General features: G+C 63.7%; 21 protein-coding genes. 18 read left to right on the forward strand and 3 right to left on the reverse strand.

The window, feature by feature from the left end; all coding sequences use genetic code 11:
- Positions 1 to 160 precede the first annotated feature (160 nt).
- Entirely contained in the window at positions 161 to 2902 is a 2742-nt protein-coding gene (locus tag ABIE18_RS13590) for an FG-GAP-like repeat-containing protein (RefSeq protein ID WP_499723281.1), read from the forward strand.
- Positions 2903 to 3023: 121 nt separating this feature from the next.
- Here ABIE18_RS13590 and ABIE18_RS13595 read toward each other — a convergent pair whose 3' ends face one another.
- A complete protein-coding gene (locus ABIE18_RS13595) occupies positions 3024 to 4346 on the reverse strand; it encodes an MFS transporter (RefSeq protein WP_499723282.1) in 1323 nt (440 codons plus the stop codon).
- A 202-nt stretch (positions 4347 to 4548) separates the two neighbouring features.
- Here ABIE18_RS13595 and ABIE18_RS13600 point away from each other — a divergent pair, with 202 nt between their 5' ends.
- The 12 genes from ABIE18_RS13600 (at position 4549) to ABIE18_RS13655 (ending at position 16027) form a co-directional block, all read left to right on the forward strand.
- Positions 4549 to 5319: an IclR family transcriptional regulator gene (locus ABIE18_RS13600; protein ID WP_224165817.1), complete on the forward strand. Its 771-nt coding sequence runs from the start codon at positions 4549 to 4551 to the stop codon at positions 5317 to 5319.
- 157 nt (positions 5320 to 5476) lie between these two features.
- Positions 5477 to 6394 (forward strand): shikimate dehydrogenase, encoded by a 918-nt coding sequence (locus tag ABIE18_RS13605; protein WP_499723283.1) that lies wholly within the window; start codon positions 5477 to 5479, stop codon positions 6392 to 6394.
- Positions 6394 to 8265, forward strand: coding sequence for a bifunctional sugar phosphate isomerase/epimerase/4-hydroxyphenylpyruvate dioxygenase family protein (locus ABIE18_RS13610; RefSeq protein WP_499723284.1), 1872 nt, complete (start codon positions 6394 to 6396; stop codon positions 8263 to 8265). Before ABIE18_RS13605 ends, ABIE18_RS13610 begins: the two co-directional genes overlap by 1 nt.
- 51 nt (positions 8266 to 8316) lie before the next feature.
- Entirely contained in the window at positions 8317 to 9186 is an 870-nt protein-coding gene (pcaH, locus tag ABIE18_RS13615) for a protocatechuate 3,4-dioxygenase subunit beta (RefSeq protein ID WP_499723285.1), read from the forward strand.
- A gap of 4 nt (positions 9187 to 9190) precedes the next feature.
- Positions 9191 to 9784: a protocatechuate 3,4-dioxygenase subunit alpha gene (gene pcaG, locus ABIE18_RS13620; protein ID WP_499723286.1), complete on the forward strand. Its 594-nt coding sequence runs from the start codon at positions 9191 to 9193 to the stop codon at positions 9782 to 9784.
- Entirely contained in the window at positions 9781 to 11193 is a 1413-nt protein-coding gene (locus ABIE18_RS13625) for a class-II fumarase/aspartase family protein (protein ID WP_499723287.1), read from the forward strand. Before pcaG ends, ABIE18_RS13625 begins: the two co-directional genes overlap by 4 nt.
- Positions 11186 to 11989 (forward strand): alpha/beta fold hydrolase, encoded by an 804-nt coding sequence (locus ABIE18_RS13630; protein ID WP_499723288.1) that lies wholly within the window; start codon positions 11186 to 11188, stop codon positions 11987 to 11989. The genes ABIE18_RS13625 and ABIE18_RS13630 overlap by 8 nt, the downstream gene beginning before the upstream one ends.
- Entirely contained in the window at positions 11986 to 12423 is a 438-nt protein-coding gene (pcaC, locus tag ABIE18_RS13635) for a 4-carboxymuconolactone decarboxylase (RefSeq protein ID WP_377651152.1), read from the forward strand. Before ABIE18_RS13630 ends, pcaC begins: the two co-directional genes overlap by 4 nt.
- Positions 12424 to 12499: 76 nt before the next feature.
- Positions 12500 to 13714: a thiolase family protein gene (locus tag ABIE18_RS13640; RefSeq protein ID WP_499723289.1), complete on the forward strand. Its 1215-nt coding sequence runs from the start codon at positions 12500 to 12502 to the stop codon at positions 13712 to 13714.
- Between the two features lie 7 nt (positions 13715 to 13721).
- Complete coding sequence (locus ABIE18_RS13645) at positions 13722 to 14408, forward strand: 3-oxoacid CoA-transferase subunit A (RefSeq protein ID WP_499723290.1); 687 nt, start codon at positions 13722 to 13724, stop codon at positions 14406 to 14408.
- 2 nt (positions 14409 to 14410) lie between these two features.
- Positions 14411 to 15079: a 3-oxoacid CoA-transferase subunit B gene (locus ABIE18_RS13650; protein ID WP_499723291.1), complete on the forward strand. Its 669-nt coding sequence runs from the start codon at positions 14411 to 14413 to the stop codon at positions 15077 to 15079.
- A 144-nt stretch (positions 15080 to 15223) separates the two neighbouring features.
- A complete protein-coding gene (locus ABIE18_RS13655) occupies positions 15224 to 16027 on the forward strand; it encodes an IclR family transcriptional regulator domain-containing protein (RefSeq protein WP_499723292.1) in 804 nt (267 codons plus the stop codon).
- A 12-nt stretch (positions 16028 to 16039) separates the two neighbouring features.
- Here ABIE18_RS13655 and ABIE18_RS13660 read toward each other — a convergent pair whose 3' ends face one another.
- Positions 16040 to 16384, reverse strand: coding sequence for an iron chaperone (locus ABIE18_RS13660; RefSeq protein ID WP_499723293.1), 345 nt, complete (start codon positions 16382 to 16384; stop codon positions 16040 to 16042).
- Positions 16385 to 16424: 40 nt separating this feature from the next.
- Positions 16425 to 16823: a RidA family protein gene (locus ABIE18_RS13665; protein WP_442017275.1), complete on the reverse strand. Its 399-nt coding sequence runs from the start codon at positions 16821 to 16823 to the stop codon at positions 16425 to 16427.
- Positions 16824 to 16957: 134 nt separating this feature from the next.
- On the opposite strand from ABIE18_RS13665, the gene ABIE18_RS13670 reads away from it, so the two are divergent.
- Genes ABIE18_RS13670 through ABIE18_RS13690 form a run of 5 tightly spaced genes read left to right on the forward strand, consistent with a single transcriptional unit; the run spans position 16958 to position 23356 of the window.
- Complete coding sequence (locus tag ABIE18_RS13670; protein ID WP_499723294.1) at positions 16958 to 17830, forward strand: fumarylacetoacetate hydrolase family protein; 873 nt, start codon at positions 16958 to 16960, stop codon at positions 17828 to 17830.
- A 26-nt stretch (positions 17831 to 17856) separates the two neighbouring features.
- Positions 17857 to 18339, forward strand: coding sequence for a cupin domain-containing protein (locus ABIE18_RS13675; protein WP_499723295.1), 483 nt, complete (start codon positions 17857 to 17859; stop codon positions 18337 to 18339).
- Positions 18340 to 18344: 5 nt separating this feature from the next.
- On the forward strand, positions 18345 to 19211 hold the full coding sequence (locus ABIE18_RS13680; RefSeq protein WP_499723296.1) for an acyl-CoA thioesterase: 867 nt from the start codon (positions 18345 to 18347) through the stop codon (positions 19209 to 19211).
- Positions 19212 to 19271: 60 nt separating this feature from the next.
- Positions 19272 to 20951, forward strand: coding sequence for an AMP-binding protein (locus ABIE18_RS13685; protein WP_499723297.1), 1680 nt, complete (start codon positions 19272 to 19274; stop codon positions 20949 to 20951).
- 14 nt (positions 20952 to 20965) lie between these two features.
- The gene (locus ABIE18_RS13690) at positions 20966 to 23356 is read left to right on the forward strand and encodes a bifunctional salicylyl-CoA 5-hydroxylase/oxidoreductase (protein ID WP_499723298.1); all 2391 of its coding nucleotides are present in this window, start codon (positions 20966 to 20968) and stop codon (positions 23354 to 23356) included.
- Position 23357: the final 1 nt, after the last annotated feature.

Below are 23357 nucleotides of genomic sequence, written 5' to 3' on the forward strand. Positions count from 1 at the left end.
CTTGCGTTTCGGGTAACGCCCGACGGCGGTACGCGCCATGGGCGGCAGGACTCGCCTTCGCTTCGTGGCTGCTTCCGCGGACCAGCGCGGGGCCGACGGTAACCTGAACTCGGTTCATGAGACTCACAGGAACCACAGACTCCGTCCCCGGGGAGATTCAATGGGTTTTTTGCGACGTGCAATCGCGGTGTCCACAGGCTTGGTGGTTTTCGCCACCGGCCTGTTTTTCGTCCAGGCCCCTGCTTCGGCAGTGCCGGAACCCACACCCGATAATCCGAACGTACGGTTCTTCGAGGGGACACCGCATTCGGAGCACGTCTTCGAGACGCCGCCCGGACAGGCCCCTCCCAGCAGCGGCGAGATCACCGATGTCGATTCCCTCCTCGGCGACGGCGCAGCAGCAACCGGACCGAACGGCGATATCCGCGTCCGTTTGGTCACGGCAAAGCTGGCGGACAACACGAACACCGTCTCCATGACTGGCGCCGAGCAGACAGTGGCGGCCACCAGCAGCTATTGGAAAGCGATGACGGACAACAAGTTGTCCATGACTGTCGCCAGCAAGGTTTCCGGGTTCCAATCCAAGGCCAAATCGACGGACAGCTACAGCACCATCATGTCCACCATCACCGCGGAGCTGAACTGGACGGCCAGCCCGTACACGGCGCTGGTGATCTTCATTCCCACGTCGACTCTGTCGGGAAACGCACTGGGCGCGGGTTACAGCAGTGGCAGCTACAGCGGGCGTGTGCTCATGCCGCAGCTCAGCAACTTCTCCAACAATGTGATGAGCCATGAATTCGGGCACGTGATCGGACTGATGCACGCCGACGCGCTGCAGTGCTACAGCGGGGCGTCCGACGTCGGCGTGGACAGCACCGGGCGGTTCACGGACAGCTCGTGCTACATCCGTGAATACGGAGACACCACGGACCTCATGGGCGCGGCGCAGTACGCCCAACCGGTGGTGAGCTCCAGCTTCTGGGACTACGCAGGGCTGGGCCGCGGAGACGAAATCCGCAACGTCGGGGTGGCTACGGGCGTCAAGAGCTACACACTGAAGCCCTGGGGAGGAACCGAGGCGCAGAGGGCCATCAAGTTCACCGACCCGGTCAGTGGGGAAGCCTATTACCTGGAGCTGAGAGAGCCTGCGGGGTATGACAGTTATCTCGGGGAACAGGGCAGGCCGCCCGGCAACAGGGGCGTCAAGATCGTCCAGCGCGGCGGCGCCACGATCGCCTCATCGCTGATTCTCATGCCATCCACCATCCCCTTTCCTGAGCCTTGGTACGCCACGAACCACGCGTGGCAAGCTGGCAGCACCTTCACCACTTACACGGGGACCCAGGTCACCATCAACTCCGTCTCCACAACTTCGGCGACCGTCACCATCAATGCAGATCCCAAACTCAAGGCGCGCATGCGTTTCTCCGCGGGCGACTTCGACGGCGACAAACTGGCCGACGTCATTTCCCGCGAAGCCGACGGTTCCCTGCTCCTCTTCAGCGGTCTCCCGGGAAACCGGCTTGATGATCCGGTGCAGATCGGCTCGGGCTGGGGCATTTTCAACGCCGTCCTGGGGACCTCGGACTTCAACGGTGACGGCTTTGCGGACATCCTTGCCCGGACCAGCGATGGCGCACTGTGGCTTTATCCCGGCAATGGGAAGGGCGGATTCCTTTCCCGGAGCCAGATCGGTTTTGGTTGGCAGGGCTTTACCCAGTTGGTCGCGGCAGGGGACTTCAACGCGGATGGCCGGAGCGACGTGATTGCTGGCGGCGTGGATGGCCGCCTGTGGTTGTATCCAGGCAATGGCACAGGTGGTTTCCTTGCCCAAACGCAGATCGGCCAGGGCTGGGATTCGTTCAACAGCCTGGCAGCGTCAGGTTCGTTCGGTGGGGGCGCCCCAGGGCTGCTGGCGCGTGCCAGCGACGGCACCCTCTACGTCTACCCAGGGGATGGCAAGGGCGGCTTCCTGCCGCGTGCCGCCGTCGGAACTGGTTGGAACGGAGTAGGTGACATTGTCGGCGGCCGGGACTTCACGGGCGACAAGCGGGTGGACGTCCTGACGGCAGCAGCCGGCGGGTCCATGACCCTCTATCCGGGAGAAGGCACAGGCTTCGCGGATCGGCTGGCGATCGGGACAGGCTGGAACCAGTTCCGCCAGGTCTGGGAAGCAGGCGATTTCGACCGCGATGCTGCCGCCGACATCCTGGCGCGTGGAACCGACGGTGCGTTGTGGCTTTACCCGGGCAACGGATCGGGCAGCTTCCTCCCGCGTGTTCAGGTTGGGTGGGGCTGGGGCCAGTTCACGTCGGTGTTGAGTGCGGGAGATTTCGACGGCGACTCCCACCCCGATCTTGTGGCCCGGGCTTCCGATGGGACACTGTGGCTTTACCCGACCGATGGCACGGGACAGTTCCTTGCACGTAAACAGATCGGCACCGGATGGCAAGGCTTCGAGCAGTTGCTGGCCCCGGGCGATTTCACGGGCGACGGAAAGCCGGACATCGTTGCCCAATCCGGCGATGGCGTGCTGTGGGTCTACCCGGGCAACGGATCCGGGGGCTTCCTTGCCCGCAAGCAGATCGGCACCGGGTGGGACATGTTCAACCTGGTCCTGCAGGCCGGTGACTTCAACGGCGACGGAAAGGAAGACCTCGTTGGCCGTTCCGGTGATGGCGGACTCTGGCTCTACCCGGGGAACGGCGCTGGCGGCTTCCTTTCACGCTCCTACCTTGGTTCGGGGTGGAACATGTTCTCCAGCATCGCTGCCCTTGGTAACGGATTTACGGGTACTGGCGACCCCTCTGTGGTGGGAGTTGCCGGGGACGGGACGTTGCTGATGTACTCCGGAACGGGTGCGGGGAAGTTCAAGCCGGTGGCCCTGAATCCTCGGTAGGTACTGCTGGCGTCGGCAGTCCCAGTTCGCTGGAAACGATCGAAATCGCCGGGAAACTTCCAGCGAACTGGAGGTTTTCCGGCGATTTCGGCGCGCGAGGGCCTTCAGCGCGCGGTGGGCCTTACTTGTGCAAGCCGAGTTCCGCCGTCGGGACCTTTGCTGATTCGCGTGCGGTCATGGCCGAGACCGCTGCGATCACGCAGATGACTGCCGTGAAGATGGAGATCTGGACCCAGCCACCAGGCTTGGTGCCACCGAGGGCGGTGACGATGGTTGGAGCAAAGCCTGCCATGAGGAAGCCGAGCTGCGTACCGATGGCGAGACCAGAGAAGCGGACCTTGGTGCTGAACATTTCACCATAGAAGGACGGCCACGCGGCGTTGGCGGCAGCGTAGCCGAAGGAGAAGAACACAACGGAAACCAGGAACATCAGCGGTACATTGCCGGATTCGAGGGTCAGCAGGAACACCGGAGTCATGATGGCGCTGGCCACAGCACCGTAGATGAAGACGGGCTTGCGGCCGATCTTGTCGGCAAGCATGCCGAACAGCGGCTGGGTACCGAGGGCCACAATGTTGGCCACTACAACGAGCCACAAGGTGATGGTGCCGCTGACGTGGGCCACGTCCTGGGCGTACTTGATGGCCAAAGTTCCAAATACGGTACTGACGGCGGCGATGAAGGCACAGCACACCACGCGGAGGACGTCGCGCCAGTGCAGCCTGAGGAGGTCCGCGATGGGCAGCTTGGCGATCTGGTTGTTCTTCTTGGCCTCGGCAAACGCCGGCGGCTCGTGCAGGGTGCGTCGGATGAAGTAGGCCACGATGACAACTACGGCACTAAGCCAGAACGGGATGCGCCAGCCGACGCCGTACTTGATCTCGTCCGGGAGTGCGAGAACTGGAATGAACACCAGGGCTGCAAGGATCTGGCCACCCTGGGTGCCGGTCAACGTCCACGACGTAAAGAACGAGCGGCGGTTGTCCGGAGCGTGCTCCAGCGTCATGGAGGAGGCGCCGGCCTGCTCGCCGGCGGCCGAAAGACCTTGGGCAAGGCGGGCGAGCACCAGCAGGACGGGAGCCCACCAACCAATGGTCTTGAAGTCAGGGAGGCAGCCGATCACGAAGGTCGCGGCACCCATCAGGACCAGTGTGAACATGAGGACCTTCTGCCGGCCGATCCTGTCGCCGAAGTGCCCCAGGATGACGGCGCCTACAGGGCGGGCAACGTAGGCGAAGCCAAAGGTTGCGAAGGACATGATGGCTGCGTTGGTGTCCGCGTCCGGGAAGAACACGTGGGGGAAGATCAAGGCGGCGGCGGAGCCGAAGATGAAGAAGTCGTAGTACTCCACTGCGCTTCCCAGGAAGCTGGCCAGTGCCGCTTTCTTGGGAGTTCCTGCTGGGGTAACTGTGCCTGGCGTCGCTGACGGCATTGTGTGGCTCATGGGTGTTCCTTCTGTGACGACGATGTCGCGGATCTAGCTTCTGCGGGAAGACCAGAGCGAGGTGCGGCCGGATCAATCCCAAAGTAACCACATGGTGAGAGCTACTTGTGCAATACAGCAATATTGGCCGTGACTGGGGTCACTTGTCAAGACTTGTCCCCACTATCTAGAAATAGCTCTCACGATGTGAGAGCATCTAAGCATGAGTGTGAAAGAGGACACAAAGACCGACATGGTCGGCAAGGCCCTTGGCCTGTTGGTATTGCTGGGAAATGAACCCAAGGGTGCCAGTGCCGCAGATCTGGCCAGGAGTGCGGGACTTCCGTTCAGCACGACCTACCGGCTGCTAGGCTCGCTGACGCGCGACGGATTCGTGGACTACGAGCCCGATGGTCGCCGGTATCACCTGGGACTGCGGGTCTTCCAGTTGGGCCAGCGGGTGTCCAATCACCATGGCTTCGCAGCAACGGCCCTTCCCGTACTCCAGCGCGTCACGGAGCGGACCGAAGAAGCAACCATCCTCTCCGTGCGCGATGGCAACCATCATCTGACCGTCAATAAGGTGGACGGCCCCAAGACTTTCCGCGTCACCAGCGACCCCGGCCACTTGGGCGCGCTGCACACGACGTCCGTGGGTAAGGCGATTGTCGCGTTCGAGAACGACGCCGAACGGGAGCGACTGCTCGAAGAGTTGCCTTTGGAGCCTCTCACTGAGCGCTCCATTACCGATAGGGCTGCATTCCGGGCGGAGATTGAGCAGGTGCGCCGGCAGGGCTACGCGGTGATGGACGAAGAAAACGAGATCGGCATGCGCGCGGTGGCAGTGCCGGTCCTCAATTCCCAGGGCCACGCTTTCGCGTCTCTCGCTACGGCCGTGCCGGTCTTTCGCCTCACCATGGACGAGCTCATCGCACACGTCCCCACGTTGCAGGAAGCTGCGGCTGAGCTCGCGGCCCGCCTGCCACAGCGCTAACCCAACTGGATCGCAGTTGAGTCCGCTAATCGCAAATGTTCGCGATAAGAACAAGCGTGCGGAATATGAACACCTGTAGTAACCTAAATAACACCCCGGGGAGCGCGCCCCAGAAAGCGCCAAAACCCGGCGGTGCTGAAGTCAAAGGAGCTTTAGGATGAGCAACCGAGCCGAGTCCGTTCTGGTGGGCCTCATAGGCGAAGGCGTCATGCCCTCGCTCACGCCGCCCATGCACGAACGCGAAGCCGACGTGCAGGGCCTTCGCTTGCTGTACCGCCCCATCGACCTGCTGGACCTGGCGTTGCCGGCCACCGCCGTCGGGGATCTCCTGACCGCAGCCCAGCGCATGGGCTTCAATGGCCTGAACATCACGCACCCCTGCAAGCAGCTTGTGCTGGAGCACCTGGACGAAATTTCCGACGACGCCCGCCGACTGGGTGCCGTCAATACGGTCCTGATTCAGGATGGTCGGTTCATCGGCCACAACACTGACTTCTCGGGCTTCTCGGCGGCGCTCACCTCCGGGCTGCCGACCGCAAAGCTCGACCGCGTGGTGCAGTTGGGTGCAGGCGGTGCCGGGTCAGCGGTCGCGTACGCGTTGCTCAAGGCCGGGGTCAGTGTGCTGGACCTCGTGGACATGGACTCCACCCGTGCAGCCGAACGCGCCACGGAACTCGGCGAGCTCTTCCCGGCCGCCACGGTCACTGCGCGCACGCCCACAGATTTGCCGGAGATCATGCCGCTCGCCGATGGCCTGGTGCACTGCACCCCTATCGGCATGGCCGCCCATCCGGGACTGCCACTGGACATCGACCTCCTGGAACCGCGCCAATGGGTTGCCGACATCGTCTACCGGCCGATCGATACACGGCTGGTCCGCGAGGCGCGCGCCAAGGGTTGCGACGTCCTCGACGGCGGCAGGATGGCAGTCGGTCAGGCGGCGGACGCTTTCCAGCTCTTCACGGGACGCGACGCCGACCGCGACCGCATGCGGGCACACTTCCTTGAATTGATCGCCGTGGAAGATGCCGCAACCGAACTGTCCGCGACAGAACTGGCGAAGGCGGCCCACTGATGCGAACCGGAATCGCCACCGTCTGCCTCTCCGGCACACTGAAGGAAAAGATGCAGGCCTGCGCTATAGCGGGCTTTGACGGCATCGAAATCTTCGAGCAGGACCTCGTCACCTCGCCGCTCAGCCCTGAAGACGTACGGAAAATGGCCGCGGATCTTGGCCTCGGCCTGGATCTGTACCAGCCGTTCCGCGATTTCGACGGCGTCACTCCGGAGCTGCTCAAAGCCAACCTTCGCCGGGCCGAGGCCAAGTTCAACCTGATGGAACGCCTGGGCATGGACACGATCCTGGTCTGCTCCAACGTCGCCACTGCAACGATCGACGACGACGAACTTCGTGCCTCCCAGTTGGCAGAGCTTGCCGAACTGGCCGGGGACCACGGCGTCAAGGTTGCCTACGAAGCATTGGCCTGGGGCAAGTACGTCAACGATTACGAGCACGCGTACCGCGTGGTCGAGATGGTGGACCACCCCAACCTGGGCACGTGCCTGGACTCCTTCCACATCCTTTCCCGTGACTGGGATACAGCGCCGATCGAGAAGATCAACACGGACAAGATCTTTTTCGTTCAGGTTGCCGATGCCCCCAAGCTCTCGATGGATGTGCTGTCGTGGAGCCGCCACTACCGCGTGTTCCCGGGCGAGGGCCAGTTCGAGCTCGCCAAATTCATGGGCCACGTTGTCCGCGCCGGCTATACGGGTCCGGTTTCGCTGGAAGTTTTCAACGATGTCTTCCGCCAATCGGACGTTGAGCGCACGGCCGTCGATGCCATGCGCTCCCTGATCTGGCTGGAGGAGCAGAGCGCCAAGTGGCTCGAAAGCACCTCCGCTGACTCCGGAGCCGGCAACGGCAGCGCGTGCCGCCGTCGTTATCCCATGGAACTGGCCACGCTGCCGAAGGTGAACGAACCCGCCGGCTTCAACTTCGCCGAGGTCAAGGCTGACGACACCGCGCAGCTCGAGAAGCTCCTGGGCCAGCTTGGCTTCGAATTCGAAGGCCGCCACCGCACCAAGGACGTCCAGCTCTGGACCATGGGCCAGGCGCGCGTGATCATCAACGAGCAAGCCGCACAGCACGCCGAACCGGCTATTGCCGCTTTGGGGTTCGACGTCGACTCTCCCGTGATTGCCTCCGCTCGCGCCCAGCAACTCAAGGCGCCCGTGGTTGCCCGCAAGGTCCAGGCCGACGAGGAAGTCTTCCAAGGCATCTCCGCGCCGGACTCCACCGAGATCTTCCTCTGCCAGGGCAGCCCGGACGGGACCGCCGCGTGGACGCACGAGTTTGGTGAAGGGCTGGAACACCCTGGCTCTGACGTCAGCGCGGTGATTGACCACGTCAATTTGGCCCAACCGTGGCAGCACTTCGACGAAGCCGTCCTGTTCTACACCAGCGCCTTGGCCCTTGAAGCGCAGCCGTTCGCCGAGGTTCCGAGCCCCAGCGGCCTGGTGCGCTCGCAGGTCATGGAGACCTCGGACGGCTCAGTCAGGCTGGTGCTGAATCTGGCACCGGCACAGCAGGCGCAGACTGCACGCAAAACGTACCAGGAACACATCGCGTTCGCCGTAGAGGACCTCGTGGGTGCGGCCCGGTCGGCCCGCGATCGTGGCCTCGAGTTCCTGCAGATCCCTGCCAACTATTACGAAGACCTGGACGCAAGGTTCGATCTTGAACCGGATTTCCTGGCCACCCTCAAGGAGCTCAGTCTCCTGTATGACCGGGACGCCAACGGAGAATTCCTACACTTCTACACCGCCACAGTTGGCAGCGTGTTCTTCGAAATGGTGGAACGCCGCGGCAACTACGACGGCTACGGAGCGCCCAATGCGCCGGTGCGCCATGCCGTCCAATACGACTCGCTCCACCGGGTGTAAACCCGCTGCCCGTAAACCAAAGAGAACCCGACAAACCGAAAGGAGCCGGCTGTGCCACAAGACCAGACCGCACAAGCGCTCGAATCCGAGGAGCTCGTGCCCGCCGCTGAGCCACATGCCGCGCATGATTCCAAGAAAGTGGAAACCCAGGCGGATCTCAGTGCTGAGATGAAGGGCATCGGTGACCGCTACGCTGAGGCCGTCAAGAACGGCAAGGCGCCGGAGACCATGCCGCGCCTGGACTACCCGCCGTACCGCAGCAGCATCCTGCGCCACCCCACCAAGAGCCTGCACCACGCGGACCCGGAGACAATCGAGCTCTATTCGCCCGCGTTCGGCCATCAGGATGTGCACGCGCTGGAATCTGACCTGACCATCCAGCACAACGGGGAGCCGCAGGGTGAACGCATCATTGTTGCCGGCCGCGTTCTTGATGGCGACGGCCGCCCGGTTGCCGGTCAGCTCGTGGAAATCTGGCAGGCCAACGCCGCCGGCCGCTACATTCACAAGCGCGACCAGCACCCAGCGCCGCTGGACCCGAACTTCACAGGCGTCGGCCGTTGCATCACTGGCGATGACGGCTCGTACAGCTTCACCACCATCAAGCCCGGCGCCTACCCGTGGAAGAACCACCTGAACGCCTGGCGTCCGGCCCACATCCACTTCTCCATGTTCGGTTCGGAATTCACGCAGCGCATCGTCACGCAGATGTACTTCCCGGGCGACCAGCTCTTCCCGCTGGACCCCATCTACCAGTCGATCGTGGACCAGGACGCCCGCGACCGCCTCGTGGCCCAGTACGACCACGGGCTGACCAGCCCCGAATGGGCCCTCGGCTACAAGTGGGACATCATCCTGACTGGCTCCAAGCGGACCTGGACAGAGAACGAAGCATTCGGCGACGCCGGGGACGAGGAGTAAGCACATGACCAAGCTGGCACCCACACCGGGCCAAACCGTAGGCCCCTTCTACGGCTACGCGCTTCCCTTTAATAAGGACAACGAACTCCTCGCTCCGGGCAGCCCCGGCAGCATCCGCCTCCAGGGCACGGTCTACGACGGCGCCGGCAACACCATCCCCGACGCCATCCTTGAGATCTGGCAGCCGGACTCCGAAGGCAACATCGTCCAGCGGACCGGTTCCTTGGTCCGTGACGGCTACACGTTCACCGGATGGGGCCGCGGTTCTGTCGGCAACTCCGGCGTGTACACGTTCACTACCGTCAACCCCGGACCCACCTCGCCGGGTACGGCCCCGTTCATCTCGGTTGCAGTCTTTGCCCGCGGCCTCATGAACCGCCTCTTCACGCGCGTCTACCTGCCGGAAAACGAAGAAGCCCTGGCCAACGATCCGCTGCTGAGCTCCCTGGATCCCGAGCGTCGCAAGACCCTGATCGCCCGTCGCGACCCCGATGGCGGCCTCACCTGGGACATCCGACTGCAGGGCGGCGATGAGACCGTCTTTTTGGATTTCCAGCAAGACGGTTCACTCGACTTGGTAACGGAAAACCAGCCATGACCGACGGCGACTTCGGCCTCCTTAGTCCTGTCTCGGCGTCGCCCTCTGTTGCGGCGCTGACGGGCGACCGTGCCGTGATCGCGGCGATCCTCGACGTCGAAGCCGCCTGGGCGGTTGTCCTCGAGGAGGCGGGACTCGTCCCTGCCGGTTCTGGCGCCGTAGTGGCCGAAGCCGCCGATGCCGGCTCTTACGACGTCGCTTCTGTGGCGGAACGCGCCCAGGGCGGGGGTAACCCTGTGATCCCCTTGCTCGGAGACCTCCGGGCACGAGTGAAGTCCCTGGACCCGGGCGCGGTGTCGGCTGTCCACACCTCCCTGACCAGCCAGGACGTCCTCGACACCGCACTCATGCTCCTCGCCAGCCGCACCATTTCTGCGCTGCTGGCTGACGTGAAACGCACGACGACGGCGCTCGCCACCTTGGCCGGGGCGCATGCGGAAACGCTGTGCGTGGGCAGGAGCCTGACGCAGCACGCGCTGCCGTATACGTTCGGGCTCAAGGCTGCGCAGTGGTTCCAAGGAGTTGCCGCTGCGGCCGGGCGGCTCTCGGAGTTGGACCTTCCCGTGCAGTTCGGTGGTGCAGGCGGAACGCTGGCTTCGGCCACGAAGCTGACGTTGGGTTCGGGCGCAACGCCGTTCACGCTTGCCGATTCCCTGGCTTTGAAGCTCGGGCTGGCTCCGGCCGCAGCTCCCTGGCACACCAACCGCCTCGCCGTTACGGCACTGGGTGATGGGCTCGCGGCCCTCATCGATTCCTTCGGCAAGATCGCCGCGGACCTACTCTTCCTGAGCAGGCCCGAAGTGGGCGAACTCGGCGAACCGCTGGCTGCCGGACGTGGTGTGTCCTCCGCTATGCCGCAGAAACAGAACCCTGTGCTGTCCGTGCTTATCCGCAGCGCGGCGTTGCAGGCGCCCGGCCTCGCGTCCCAGCTGCACCTCGCTGCGGCCACATTCAACGATGAGCGCCCGGACGGCGCCTGGCACAGCGAATGGCCGGCCCTGCGCCAGCTCTTGGCCCTTGCTTTGGGCGCCGCTTCACAGCTTAGGGAGCTCACAGAAGGCCTCGGCGTTTTCCCCGAGGCCATGCGCCGCAACCTGGAAATCTCGGGACCGCTGCTGCTCAGCGAAGGTGTGGTGGCCGCCGTCGCACCTCTCCTGGGTGCGGATGGAAAGCAGAAGCTGCAGGTCGTCGTCGATGAAACGCTCAAGGCGCCCGCGGCCGAGCAGACGCGGATCTACACCAAGCTGCTGCGCGAGACGGTCCCCGCGGACAAGCTCTCCGACGCCGAGCTTGAAGCACTCCTGGATCCCGCAAGCTACCTCGGTGAAGCCGCCGAAATCAGCCGCCGGATTGTTGCCGCCTACCCGGACTTCACTGGATCTTCATGGAAAGGAGCCACTCGTGGCTAAGCCAACTGTCAAGGCCGTGCTGCTCTCCCCGCAGCGCGAACTGGGAGCGAAGCCGCTCTTGGTTGTCGGCCCGTCGTTGGGCACCTCCACGGTGCTCTGGATCGAAACCGCTGCCCTCCTGGGCGACGAATACGACATCCTCGCTTGGGACCTCCCCGGCCACGGCATCTCGCCAGCCGCCACGGAAGGTTTCGATATGGCGGAACTGGCTGACGCCGTCGTCGATCTTGTTGACTCAGTCAGCCCGGGCGCGAACTTCCACTACGCGGGTGTCTCGCTGGGCGGCGCCACCGGCCTGCAACTCGGTATCAAGCATGGCGACCGCCTCCGCACATTGTCAGTCCAGTGCAGCGGCGCCAGGATCGGCACGCCTGAAGGCTGGCTGGAGCGCGCCGAAACCGTGCGCAAACTGGGGACGCCCGTGATGATCCAGGGTTCTGCCGGACGCTGGTTCGCCGCTGGCTTCATGGACCGGCAGCCGGAAATCAGCAGCCGCCTCCTGCACTCACTCCGCGACGCCGACCGCTTCAGCTACTCGTTCTGCTGCGAAGCCCTCGCCGGCTTCGACGTCCGCGAGCAGCTCGGCAGCATCACCGTTCCCACGCAGCTTATTGCCGGGGTTGAGGACGAGGTGGCGCCGCCGTCGATGGCTGAAGCTGTTGCCGCCGGTATCACCGCGGGCGGCGGTACCGCTCAGGCGGTGGCGCTCGACGGCGTCGCGCACCTCGCACCCGCAGAAGCACCGGCAATTGTGGCCGGGTTGATGCGGGACTTTATGAAGGAGAACGGACGATGACCTCTTTATCTCCCGAGCGGAATGGTGCCGTCCAGGCGGATGCCACCGCGCAGGACATTTACGACGCCGGCATGGCGGTACGCCGCGAAGTGCTCGGCAATGAGCATGTGGACCGCGCGAACGCCAACATGGACTCCTTTACCGAGGACTATCAGGACATGATCACCAGGATCGCCTGGGGCGGCATCTGGACGCGGCCCGGTCTTAGCCGGCAAATGCGCTCCGCTGTCACCCTCACGGCACTGGTGGCGCACGGTCACTGGGAGGAGCTCGCGATGCACGTCCGGGCAGCCCTCAATAACGGCTTGAGCAGGGACGAGATCAAGGAAATCCTGCTGCAGACCGCAATTTATTGCAGTGTGCCGTCGGCCAATTCGGCCTTCAAGACGGCGCAGAAAGTATTCGCCGAGATCGACGCCAACGAACCCAACTAGGTCGCACTTGTGCGCGTTTAGACCCCCCAAAACGCGCACTATTGCGACCTACTTGGGCAAGCAGAAAGAGAAACCCATGAACCAGGCTTACGTGTACGACGCCGTACGCACGCCCTTTGGCAAGTTCGGCTCCGGACTTGCTGCTGTCCGTCCCGATGATTTGGCTGCGCATGTGGTCCGTGAGTCCGTAAAGAGGGCTCCGGGGCTGGATGTTGAGCGGATCGATGAGGTGGTGTTTGGCAACGCCAACGGTGCCGGTGAGGAAAACCGCAACGTGGCCCGGATGGCTACTTTGCTGGCTGGCCTGCCGGTCTCTATTCCGGGGACCACGGTCAACCGGTTGTGTGGCTCGTCGTTGGATGCGGCAATCATTGCTTCGCGGCAGATCAATGCCGGGGACGCCGATGTTGTGTTGGTGGGCGGGGCTGAGTCCATGTCCCGGGCGCCGTGGGTGCTGCCGAAGACGTCCAAGCCGTACCCTGCCGGTGACATGACCTTGGCGTCCACCACGCTCGGCTGGCGTTTGGTGAACCCGGCCATGAACAAGGACTGGACCATCTCACTGGGCGAAGCCACCGAACGGCTTCGCGAGAAGTACGGGATTACCCGTGAGCGTCAGGATCAGTTCGCTGCCGACTCGCACAACCTCGCCGATGCCGCATGGAACGAAGGCTTCTACGACAACCTTGTTTCGCAGGTTCCGGGCACTGACCTGGTTCGGGATGAGGGAATCCGCGCCGGTTCTTCGGCCGAGAAGCTTGCCGGTTTGAAGACCGTGTTCCGGGCTGAGTCCTCCGGGACTGAGGGCGGCACAGTGACTGCTGGCAACGCGTCTCCTTTGTCCGATGGTGCTTCGGCCGCGTGGATCGGTTCGGAGGCAGCTTCATCGATCCTAGGTATGGAGCCGCTGGCCCGCATCGCCGGCCGCGGTGCGCATGGCAACGATCCCCAGTTCTTCGGCTTCGCTCCGGTGGAGGCCGCGAACAAGGCCCTCGCGAAGGCGGGCATTGGCTGGGACCAGGTTGGCGCCGTCGAACTAAACGAAGCGTTCGCCGCGCAGTCGCTGGCGTGCGTTGACGCGTGGGGGATTGACCCCTCGATCGTGAACCAGCATGGCGGGGCTATTGCGATGGGCCACCCGCTCGGCGCCTCGGGTACCCGCCTCCTCGGCACGCTTGCCCGTTCCCTGCAGGCGTCCGGGCAGCGCTGGGGAGTCGCGGCGATCTGCATCGGTGTGGGCCAAGGCCTGGCTGTTGTGCTGGAAAACGTTTCTGCGGGCGTATCGGAGTAGGTGGATCATGCTGAAATTCATTGACACTGTTGGCGAGGCTGTCGCTGGCATCCAGGACGGGTCCACCGTGATGATCGGCGGGTTCGGCAACGCCGGGCAGCCGTTCGAACTGATCGACGCCCTCATGGATTGCGGCGCGAAGGACCTCACTGTGGTGAACAACAACGCCGGCCAAGGCGATCAGGGGCTTGCGTTGCTGATCAAGGAAGGCCGGGTCCGCAAGATGATCTGCTCGTTCCCGCGGCAGTCCGATTCCTGGCACTTCGATGCCAAGTTCCATGCGGGTGAGATTGAGTTGGAGTTGGTCCCGCAGGGCAACCTGGCCGAGCGCATCCGTGCCGCGGGCGCTGGGATTGGCGGGTTCTTCACACCCACGGGCTACGGCACCACGCTGGCCGAAGGCAAGGAAACGCGCTTGCTGGATGGAAAGTGGCAGGTGTTCGAAACGCCCATCCACGCCGACGTCGCCCTCATCAAGGCCCTCAAGGCCGACGGCAAGGGCAACCTCGTGTACCGCAAAACTGCCCGTAACTTCGGCCCCATCATGGCGGCCGCTGCCAAGCACACCATTGTGCAGGTCTCCGAGATCGTGCCCACGGGTTCGTTGGATCCGGAGAACGTGGTGACGCCGGGGATTTACGTCAACAGTGTGGTCCGGGTTGGTTCTGCAGAATTCGATGGGAAGGTGGCTTGATTATGAGCACTGCGACAAGCATCCAGACGTCCGAGAAGCCCCTGGGCCGCGACGAACTCGCGCAGCTGGTGGCACGCGACATCGCACCGGGTTCCTTCGTGAACCTGGGCATCGGCCAGCCCACCCTCGTGTCCAACTACCTCACCGAGGAACAGAACATCACGCTCCACACGGAGAACGGGATGCTGGGGATGGGCCCTGCGGCTGAGGGCGACGAGATCGATCGTGACTTGATCAATGCGGGCAAGATCCCCGTCACCGAGCTGCCCGGGGCCTCGTACTTCCACCACGCCGACTCATTCGCGATCATGCGCGGTGGGCACCTGGACATCTGCGTCCTCGGCGCCTTCCAGGTTTCGGCCACGGGCGATCTCGCCAACTGGCACACGGGCGCCCCGGACGCCATCCCGGCTGTGGGTGGTGCCATGGACCTTGCCACGGGCGCCAAGGATGTGTTCGTGATGATGACGTTGTTGACGCGCGAGGGCGTGTCCAAACTGGTGGAGCAGTGCACCTACCCGCTCACCGGCGTCGGCTGCGTGACCCGCGTGTACACGGACAAGGCCGTCTTCCTTACAGGACCCGACGGCGTCACTGTCCGCGAGACGTTCGGCTGCACCTTCGAAGAAATCCAGGAGCTCATACCCCTGCCCCTGAAGCCCGGCGCCTAACACTGCTCACGTTGTGGGGCCCGCTCTGCTTGGTATTGCCCTGGCAGGGCCCACATCGCCCGGGTTCCCTGGCCGAGCTTGCGAGGTTAGGGAGGCGGTGGGGATGCAGAGCAGGCCCCGCAACGCACCCTAGGATTGGTAACCATGACCGATTCCGCAGTTACCCCGCAGGCCAGCGACCAGTATGTGCAGTCGTTGGCCAGGGGTCTGGCCGTGATCCGGGCGTTCGATGCGAACAACCCGGTCATGACCCTCAGTGAAGTCGCAGCCCGCACTGACCTGACCCGCGCCACGGCCCGACGTTTTCTTCACACCCTCGTGGAGCTGGGCTACGTCCGCACGGACGGCAAGACCTTCGCCCTCACTGCAAAGGTGCTGCAGCTCGGCTATTCGTATCTTTCGGCGCTGTCCCTGCCTCAGCTGGCTCAGCCACACTTGGAGCAGTTGAGTCTGAAGCTGGGGGAGTCCACGTCCGCTGCGGTCCTTGACGGTCCGGACATCTTCTACGTTGCCCGTGTCGCGACCCGCCGGATCATGAACGTGGGCATCACTGTGGGCACCCGTTTCCCGGCATACGCCACCTCCATGGGGCGTGTGCTGCTCGCCGGTCTGCCACAGGCCAAGCTCGAGGCATACCTGGCCAACGTCGAACTCAATCCCATCACGCCGCGAACCGTGGCCAACGCGGCAGACTTGAGGTCCGCCGTCGAGCAGGTCCGTGCGCAAGGCTGGTGCCTGCTGGACCAGGAGCTGGAAATCGGGCTCATGTCCATCGCGGCGCCGGTGTGGAACCACAACAACGGCGACAACGTTGCGGCGATCAACGTGTCCCTGCAGGCCCAGGCTGTCGCGGCGGAGCCGGACCCGGACAAGTATCTCGAGTCCGTCCGGCAGGAAGTCGTGGCCACGGCCAACGCGATCTCCCAGGACGTGTCCGCGAAGCACTAAATCGAGGCGCCTCTACTTCCGGATCGCAGCCAGCCGTGTCTCGAGAATCCGCCGCACCATGGAGTCGGGGACAGGGTTGTCCGCAGAGAACCGCAATGTCCCCGGCGACCACGAATAGCCGCCAAGCTCCTCTGACATCTCGGGCAGGATCCGCCCACTAAATGGGTACAGGGCGAGGTGCTTCTTGGTTTCGAGCACGCTCACGAAGCCCTTGCCATCAACGAGCAGAGCCGGCATGCCGTAGCTGGTGCCTTCCTCGGCGTCGGGCGCCAGCTCACGCGCGATCGCAACAACCCGCTCCAGGATTTCCCGGTTGCCTGCACTGACGTTCTCCAGATATTCGGTGACGGTTCCCATAGGGACATGCTTCACCAGGCTCGACCGCCAATCCAGAGATTTAGCCCTCAGGAATAACTGCGATGCCCTGGATTTCGATCAGGGCCTCTTTCTGCCACAGCCGGGTCACGCCGATGCCGGCCATCGCCGGGTACTGTGTGCCAGCCATTTCGCGCCAGATTCGTCCGATCTCGCGGCCGTTCGCCATGTAGTCGTCTACGTCTGTGAGGTAGATGGTGACGTTGACGAGGTCCTCCGGCTGCCCACCGGCTTCCCGCAACGTGGTCAGCACGTTGGAGAACGCCTGCGTGAACTGCTCCACGATGCCGCCGGGAACGATGTTCATGTTCTTGTCCAAGGCAGTCTGCCCACCCAGGAACACCGTGTTGCCGGCAAGCATGCCGTGTGCAAAACCGGATGGCTTGGGGAGTGACTCCGGGTTGATTGTTTTGTGGCTCATGCTGTTCCTCCTTGTTGTGGCAACTGCAAAAACTTTTGAAATGCCTCTGTGCAGATCATTTCTGCCGTGCTACGTTGAGCATATGTGACGATCGTAAAAAAGTCGACACATTGAATCTCGAAGGAGCAGAACCCATGAAACTTGCCACCTTGCGCACCTCCGGCGGAAGTACGACGGCGGCACTCGCCACGGGCGCCGACACGTACCTTGCGCTGCCGGCCACCGACGTCGGCGCGCTCCTGGCCCAGCCGGAATGGCGGTCGATCACCGAGAAAGCAGCGGAAGCAGCGGCGGAGGGCGGGCAAGCCGTCATCGCAGCAACTGAAGCTGACTTTGCCCCGCTCCTGCCCCACGCCGGAAAAGTCATTTGTTGCGGGCTGAACTACGGGGACCACATCCAGGAAATGGGACGCGAACTTCCTGAATTTCCGACCCTGTTCGCCAAATACGCTGACACCCTGATCGGGGCCGCGGACGTCGTAGAAGTCCATGGCAGTGGTCGCGTGGACTGGGAAGCCGAGTTGGCCGTCGTCGTGGGTTCTGAACTGTTTCGTGCTGACGAAGACCAGGCCCGGGCGGCAATTGCCGGGTACACCGTTGCCAATGACGTCTCCATGCGCGACTGGCAGAACCGCACCCTGCAGTGGTTCCAGGGCAAGGCCTTCGACGCAACCACACCAGTGGGCCCGGTGATGTTGACCGCGGACGAGGCAAGCGAAAGCTTCAAAGTCCGTGGCTACGTCAACGGTGAGCTCGTGCAGCAGGGCAATACCAGCACCCTGGTGTTCGGTCCCGCACAGCTGCTGTCCTACATTTCCCAATTCACGGTCCTGCGCCCCGGCGATCTCGTACTCACGGGCACGCCTGGGGGAGTAGGCATGGGAATGACCCCGCCGCGTTTCCTGAACGACGGCGACGTCCTCACCACCGAAATCGACGGCATCGGCCGCCTGGAAAACCAATTCCGAATCCACGCGCCGGTCACGCCAGTCCCCGCCAACGCCTAAAACCCACCGCCAAAAGGAGAACCCCCATGAGCCAGACCACCACCGAATACCGCCTCGAAGGCGACAACTCCATCTACGCCGGCGCTGACGGCAAGGTTGTCCCCGTAGTGACCCGCGCCGGTGAAGAAGACACCAACACGGCGCAGTCCGGGGATTGCATCCGCGTCTCCGGAGTGAGCATCCAGCACACCCCGGCAACCAAGATCTGGTTCGGCCAGGTGTCCAACACCCCGGGCTACCGCTCACTCCCGCACCACCACGGCGAGGCAGAGACCGGTGGCTACGTGCTCCGCGGCCACGGCCGGATCTACTTCGGCGCGAACTACTCAGAGTTCATTGACATGAAGGCCGGCGACTGGGTGTTCGTCCCGCCATTCATGCCGCACGTCGAAGCAAACATGTCTGTCACCGAAGAACTCGTGTGGCTCACGGCCCGCACCCCGGAGAACCTCGTGGTCAACCTCGACGACGTCCCGGACGAAACCCTCGCCGACTACCGCCGGGCATAACCACCATGATCACCGGAACCTTGACCTCGGAGACCTTCCTCAGGGCTGTGGACCTCACCCCAACAGAGGCCCAGGTTTTTGACGACGCCTACGAAGCCACCACCCAGTACGTTCCGTGGCCAAAAGCCTATGGCGGAGACATGGTGGCCCAAGCGGCAGCCGCCATGATGCTGTCCGTGGAGGCCGACAGGCAGCTCCACTCGATGCACAGCTACTTCATGCGGCCCGTGGACATCGGTGCCCATGTTCGCTATGAAGTAGAACGCTTGCGCGACGGTCGCGGCTACTCCACCCGCAATGTCCGTGGTTTCCAGAATGGCAAGCCTGTATATGCCGCGATGGGTTCGTTCCAGGTTCCCGAAGATGGTCCGGACTTCCAGCCGGAGGCTCCTGCCGCCGTCGATCCTGAATCCCTTCGCTCCGCAGCGGAAGCACTGGACGGGACAGAAGGCCCAGCCGCAGACTATTGGTCTACGGGCCGTAGTTTCGACATGCGGCATATTCCGGGACCGGTATACGTCGAGCTGGAGGGTGGATCCATGCCGCAGCAGGCAATTTGGGTCAGGGCTTTTGACAGCCTCCCCGACGACGCCAACCTCCACCGCACCGCCCTCGCCTACGTTTGCGACTACACGATCCTGGAGCCGCTGCTCCGGGTCAACGGACTCAACTGGGCCAGTCCCGGGCTCGCCACCGCCAGCCTTGACCACTCCATGTGGTTCCACCGCGATGGCCGCGCCGATGAGTGGGTCCTCTATGCACAAGAGGCCATATCCGGCCAAAGCAACAGGGGCCTGGCCATGGGCCGCTTCTTCGACCGGCAAGGAAGGCTCCTCGCCACAGTCGCCCAAGAAGGCATGATCCGCGCCTGAACAGCTTTACCCCCCAACATCATCCCCAGCTTCACTGACGCACCACTGAAAGGAACGGCCATGAGCATGACGCCATCGGCCCACGTGGACACGTTCACGCGCGACCACTTGCCGCCCGCCGATACCTGGCCGGCGCTCGAATTTACCCTGCCGGAACTCCACTACCCGGAGCGGCTGAACGCTGCCGCCGTGCTGATCGACAACGCGGTCGAGACGTTCGGTGCGGACCGGCCGGCGCTCCGCACCCCGGATGGCACAGTCTGGTCTTATGGACAGTTGCAGTTGCACTCCAACCAGGTTGCCCAGGTCCTTACCGAAGACCTCGGGGTAGAGCCCGGAAACCGTGTGCTGCTCCGCGGCCCCAACAATCCATGGCTGGTTGCCGCCTGGCTGGGTGTGCTGAAGGCGGGCGCCGTGGTGGTCACTACTATGCCCATGCTGCGTTCCAGCGAGGTGGCCACGTTGATTCAGCTCACCAAGCCCGTTGTCGCGATTTCCGATCACCGCTTCGTGGATGAGCTCGCGACGGCGGCAGGCGAGGACGTCACCGTCATGAGCTACGGAGGGCCCGACGACGGCGACCTCACCCAACGCTGCCAGCGCAAGAGCGGGGAGTTCACAGCTGTGGACACGTCTGCAGACGACGTAGCCCTGCTGGGTCCAACGTCCGGGACCACAGGTGTGCCCAAGGTGACCATGCATTTCCACCGGGACGTCTTGGCGAATGCGGACACCTTTGCCCGCCACATCCTGCACCCCACAGCCGACGATGTCTTCGCCGGTTCCCCTCCGCTTGCCTTCACGTTCGGGCTCGGCGGATTGGTGATCTTCCCGCTGCGGTTTGGCGCGTCGTCGCTTCTGACGGAGAAGGCCGGGCCTGTGGAACTGGCCGAGCATGCTTCGGCTGCCGGGGCCACCATCCTTTTCACGGCTCCCACTGCCTACCGGGCGATCCTGAAGGAAAAGCGCGGGGACTTGCTCCGTGGCCTCCGCGTCGCTGTTTCGGCGGGGGAGCACCTGTCCAAGGAGACGTGGGAAGCGGTCCGTGAGGCGACGGGCCTGAGGCTGGTCAATGGTATCGGCGCCACAGAGTTGCTTCACGTGTTCATTTCCGCTGCCGGGGATGACATCCGTCCAGGTACTACCGGCAAGGCTGTGCCAGGCTTCCGTGCAACCATTCTTGATCAGGACGGCAAAGAGCTCGGCCCTGGACAGTCCGGCCGACTCGCCGTGATTGGGCCCACGGGTTGCCGCTACCTGGACGACGCACGCCAAGCGAATTACGTGGTGAATGGCTGGAATGTCACGGGCGATACGTTCTCCATGGATGCGGACGGGTACTTCACGTACCAGGCCCGCTCCGACAACATGATCGTTTCCTCCGGCTACAACATCGGCGCGCCCGAGGTGGAAACCGCCATCGACCAGCACCCGGACGTGGTGGAGAACGCGGTGATCGGCCGGCCTGATCCTGAGCGCGGGAGCATCGTCTGCGCGTTCATCGTCCTGCGTGAGGGCGTCATTGGCGACGCTGCGAAGCGCAAGGAAATCCAGGACTTCGTGAAGCAGACCATCGCCCCTTACAAGTACCCGCGCGATGTCCGCTTCGTCACCGAGTTGCCGAGGAACCCCAGCGGCAAACTCCAACATTTCAAGCTCCGCGATGGCCTCCTCAAGGAGAGCACCACCGGCGAAGCAGAAACCCAACAACTTACCCCCGCCGGCCAAAGCCAGGCTTGAGAAGGAGCATGAGCATGAAGATCGCAATCGTTGGAGGCGGCCCCGGCGGCCTGTACTTCGCAGCACTGATGAAGCAGCTGGATGCGTCACACGAGATCACGTTGTGGGAGCGGAACGCTGCCAGCGACACGTTTGGTTTCGGTGTCGTGTTCTCCGATGAGACTCTGGGCGGGATCGGGAACGCGGACCCGGTGGTCGCGGAATACATGAGCCGCCGGTTCGCGCGCTGGTCCGATATCGATATCCACTTCCGTGACCAGATGATCACGGTCGGCGGGCAGGGGTTCGCTGCCATGAGCCGCAAGGAACTGCTGGAACTGCTGCAGCGCCGCTGCATCGAATTGAACGTCGATGTCCGGTTCTCCACCCTGGCCCCGGCCATTGAGGACCTCGAAGCGAACTATGACCTGGTGCTCGCCGCTGATGGGGTGAACTCCCAGATCCGTGCTAAGTACGCCGACGCGTTTGGCCCGGACCTGGACCCCCGGACCAACAAGTTCATGTGGCTCGGTACGGACCAGGTGTTCGAGGCCTTCAAGTTCTTCGTCAAGGAGACCGAGTTTGGTGTCATGCAGATCCATGGCTACCCGTACTCCGATGAGGGCTCGACGTTCATCGTGGAAATGCACCAGGACGTCTGGCACGCGGCAGGGTTCGACGAGACCGCCAACGAGGTCTTCCCTCCCGGGGTTTCGGATGAGAAAGCGATCGCGAAGATCCGCGAGATCTTCGCCGAGGAACTGAACGGCTACGAGGTCCTGTCCAACAACTCCAAGTGGATCAACTTCACCACGGTGCGGAACCAGAGCTGGCGCAAGGGCAACGTGGTCCTGCTCGGCGACGCCGCCCACACCGCGCACTTCTCCATCGGCTCCGGCACGAAACTGGCCATGGAAGACTCACTCGCCCTCGCGGCCTGCCTGCACGAGCACCCCGACGTGGACTCCGCTTTGGCAGCGTACGAGGCTGAGCGGCGTCCCGTCGTCGCCTCCACGCAGCGCGCCGCGCAGGCATCGCTGGAATGGTTTGAGCGCATCGGCCAGTACAAGGACCAGGACCCCACCCAGTTCGCGTTCAACCTGCTCACCCGCAGCCGCCGCATCACCCAGGAAAATCTCCGCCTCCGCGACCCCGAATTCGCCCAGGCCGTGGACCGGAACTTTGCCGAATCCCAGGGCCTGACGCAGGTCGCGCCGGCGATGTTCCAGCCCTTCCGCATTGGAGAGCTGGAGTTGAAGAACCGCGTCATCGTCTCCCCCATGGATATGTACTCCGCCACCGACGGGATCCCAGGGGACTTCCACAAAGTCCACCTCGGCTCCAAAGCCCTCGGCGGCGCGGGCCTGGTCATGACCGAGATGGTCTGCGTGTCCGAAACCGGGCGCATCACCCCCGGCTGCAGCGGCCTGTACACGGACGAACAGCGCGACAGCTGGAAGGAAATCGTGGACTTTGTCCACGCCCGCTCCACGGCCAAGATCGGCGCCCAGCTGGGCCACTCCGGCCGGAAAGGCTCCACCAAGCTCATGTGGGAAGGCATCGACCAGCCCCTCGAGTCGGGCAACTGGCAGGCCATTGGCCCGTCCGCCCTGCCGTACGGACCGGAAAACCAGACCCCGGCCGAACTGGACCGGGCCGGCATGGACGCCATCACGGCCGAGTTCGTCGCCGCTACGATCCGCGCTGGTCAGGCAGGCTTTGACCTCCTGGAAATCCACGCCGCTCACGGCTACCTGCTCTCCTCCTTCCTCTCCCCGGTCTCGAACCAGCGCACCGACGAATACGGTGGCAGCCTCCAGAACCGGCTGCGGTTCCCGCTGGAAGTCTTCGACGCCGTCCGCGCGGCCTGGCCTGGCAACAAGCCGGTGACGGTGCGGATCTCCGCGACGGACTGGATCGAGGGCGGCAACACCTCCGACGATTCGATCGAGATCGCCAAGGCGTTTGTGGAGCACGGCGCCGCCGGCCTGGACGTTTCCACCGGCCAGGTCGCCAAGGAGGAAAAGCCCGCGTTCGGACGCAGCTACCAGACCCCGTTCGCGGACCGCATCCGCCAGGAAGTCGCCGCCCCCGCCGGGGTGGCTGTGATCGCCGTCGGCGCCATCTCCAGCTACGACGACGTGAACTCGATCCTCCTCGCAGGACGCGCGGACCTCATTGCCCTGGGCCGTACACACCTTTACGACCCGCAGTGGACTTTGCATGCCGCTGCTGAGCAGGAATACCACGGCCCTGGGGCGCAATGGATTCCGCAATTCCGCGCCGGCCGCCGCAAGCCCCCCAGCACCCGCACCGACGCCGTCCGCCCCCGTCTGTCCCTCCTCCGCGAACCCGACACCGAAGAAACCACCACCCACCTCCGCTGGACACCCGCGTCCGCCACTGCATCTGCGTTGGTGAAGTAGC

The sequence above is a fragment of the Arthrobacter sp. 2762 genome (assembly GCF_040548745.1).
GTDB lineage: Bacteria > Actinomycetota > Actinomycetes > Actinomycetales > Micrococcaceae > Arthrobacter.

Coding starts and splice junctions, on each gene's coding strand:
- ABIE18_RS13640 (WP_499723289.1), top strand. CDS start 12,500: ATGAACCAGGCTTACGTGTACGACGCCGTACGCACGCCCTTTGGCAAG.
- ABIE18_RS13680 (WP_499723296.1), top strand. CDS start 18,345: ATGATCACCGGAACCTTGACCTCGGAGACCTTCCTCAGGGCTGTGGAC.
- ABIE18_RS13590 (WP_499723281.1), top strand. CDS start 161: ATGGGTTTTTTGCGACGTGCAATCGCGGTGTCCACAGGCTTGGTGGTT.
- ABIE18_RS13645 (WP_499723290.1), top strand. CDS start 13,722: ATGCTGAAATTCATTGACACTGTTGGCGAGGCTGTCGCTGGCATCCAG.
- ABIE18_RS13605 (WP_499723283.1), top strand. CDS start 5,477: ATGAGCAACCGAGCCGAGTCCGTTCTGGTGGGCCTCATAGGCGAAGGC.
- ABIE18_RS13660 (WP_499723293.1), bottom strand. CDS start 16,384: ATGGGAACCGTCACCGAATATCTGGAGAACGTCAGTGCAGGCAACCGG.
- ABIE18_RS13685 (WP_499723297.1), top strand. CDS start 19,272: ATGAGCATGACGCCATCGGCCCACGTGGACACGTTCACGCGCGACCAC.
- ABIE18_RS13655 (WP_499723292.1), top strand. CDS start 15,224: ATGACCGATTCCGCAGTTACCCCGCAGGCCAGCGACCAGTATGTGCAG.
- ABIE18_RS13610 (WP_499723284.1), top strand. CDS start 6,394: ATGCGAACCGGAATCGCCACCGTCTGCCTCTCCGGCACACTGAAGGAA.
- pcaC (WP_377651152.1), top strand. CDS start 11,986: ATGACCTCTTTATCTCCCGAGCGGAATGGTGCCGTCCAGGCGGATGCC.
- ABIE18_RS13625 (WP_499723287.1), top strand. CDS start 9,781: ATGACCGACGGCGACTTCGGCCTCCTTAGTCCTGTCTCGGCGTCGCCC.
- ABIE18_RS13595 (WP_499723282.1), bottom strand. CDS start 4,346: ATGAGCCACACAATGCCGTCAGCGACGCCAGGCACAGTTACCCCAGCA.
- ABIE18_RS13675 (WP_499723295.1), top strand. CDS start 17,857: ATGAGCCAGACCACCACCGAATACCGCCTCGAAGGCGACAACTCCATC.
- pcaG (WP_499723286.1), top strand. CDS start 9,191: ATGACCAAGCTGGCACCCACACCGGGCCAAACCGTAGGCCCCTTCTAC.
- ABIE18_RS13650 (WP_499723291.1), top strand. CDS start 14,411: ATGAGCACTGCGACAAGCATCCAGACGTCCGAGAAGCCCCTGGGCCGC.
- ABIE18_RS13665 (WP_442017275.1), bottom strand. CDS start 16,823: ATGAGCCACAAAACAATCAACCCGGAGTCACTCCCCAAGCCATCCGGT.
- ABIE18_RS13600 (WP_224165817.1), top strand. CDS start 4,549: ATGAGTGTGAAAGAGGACACAAAGACCGACATGGTCGGCAAGGCCCTT.
- ABIE18_RS13690 (WP_499723298.1), top strand. CDS start 20,966: ATGAAGATCGCAATCGTTGGAGGCGGCCCCGGCGGCCTGTACTTCGCA.
- ABIE18_RS13670 (WP_499723294.1), top strand. CDS start 16,958: ATGAAACTTGCCACCTTGCGCACCTCCGGCGGAAGTACGACGGCGGCA.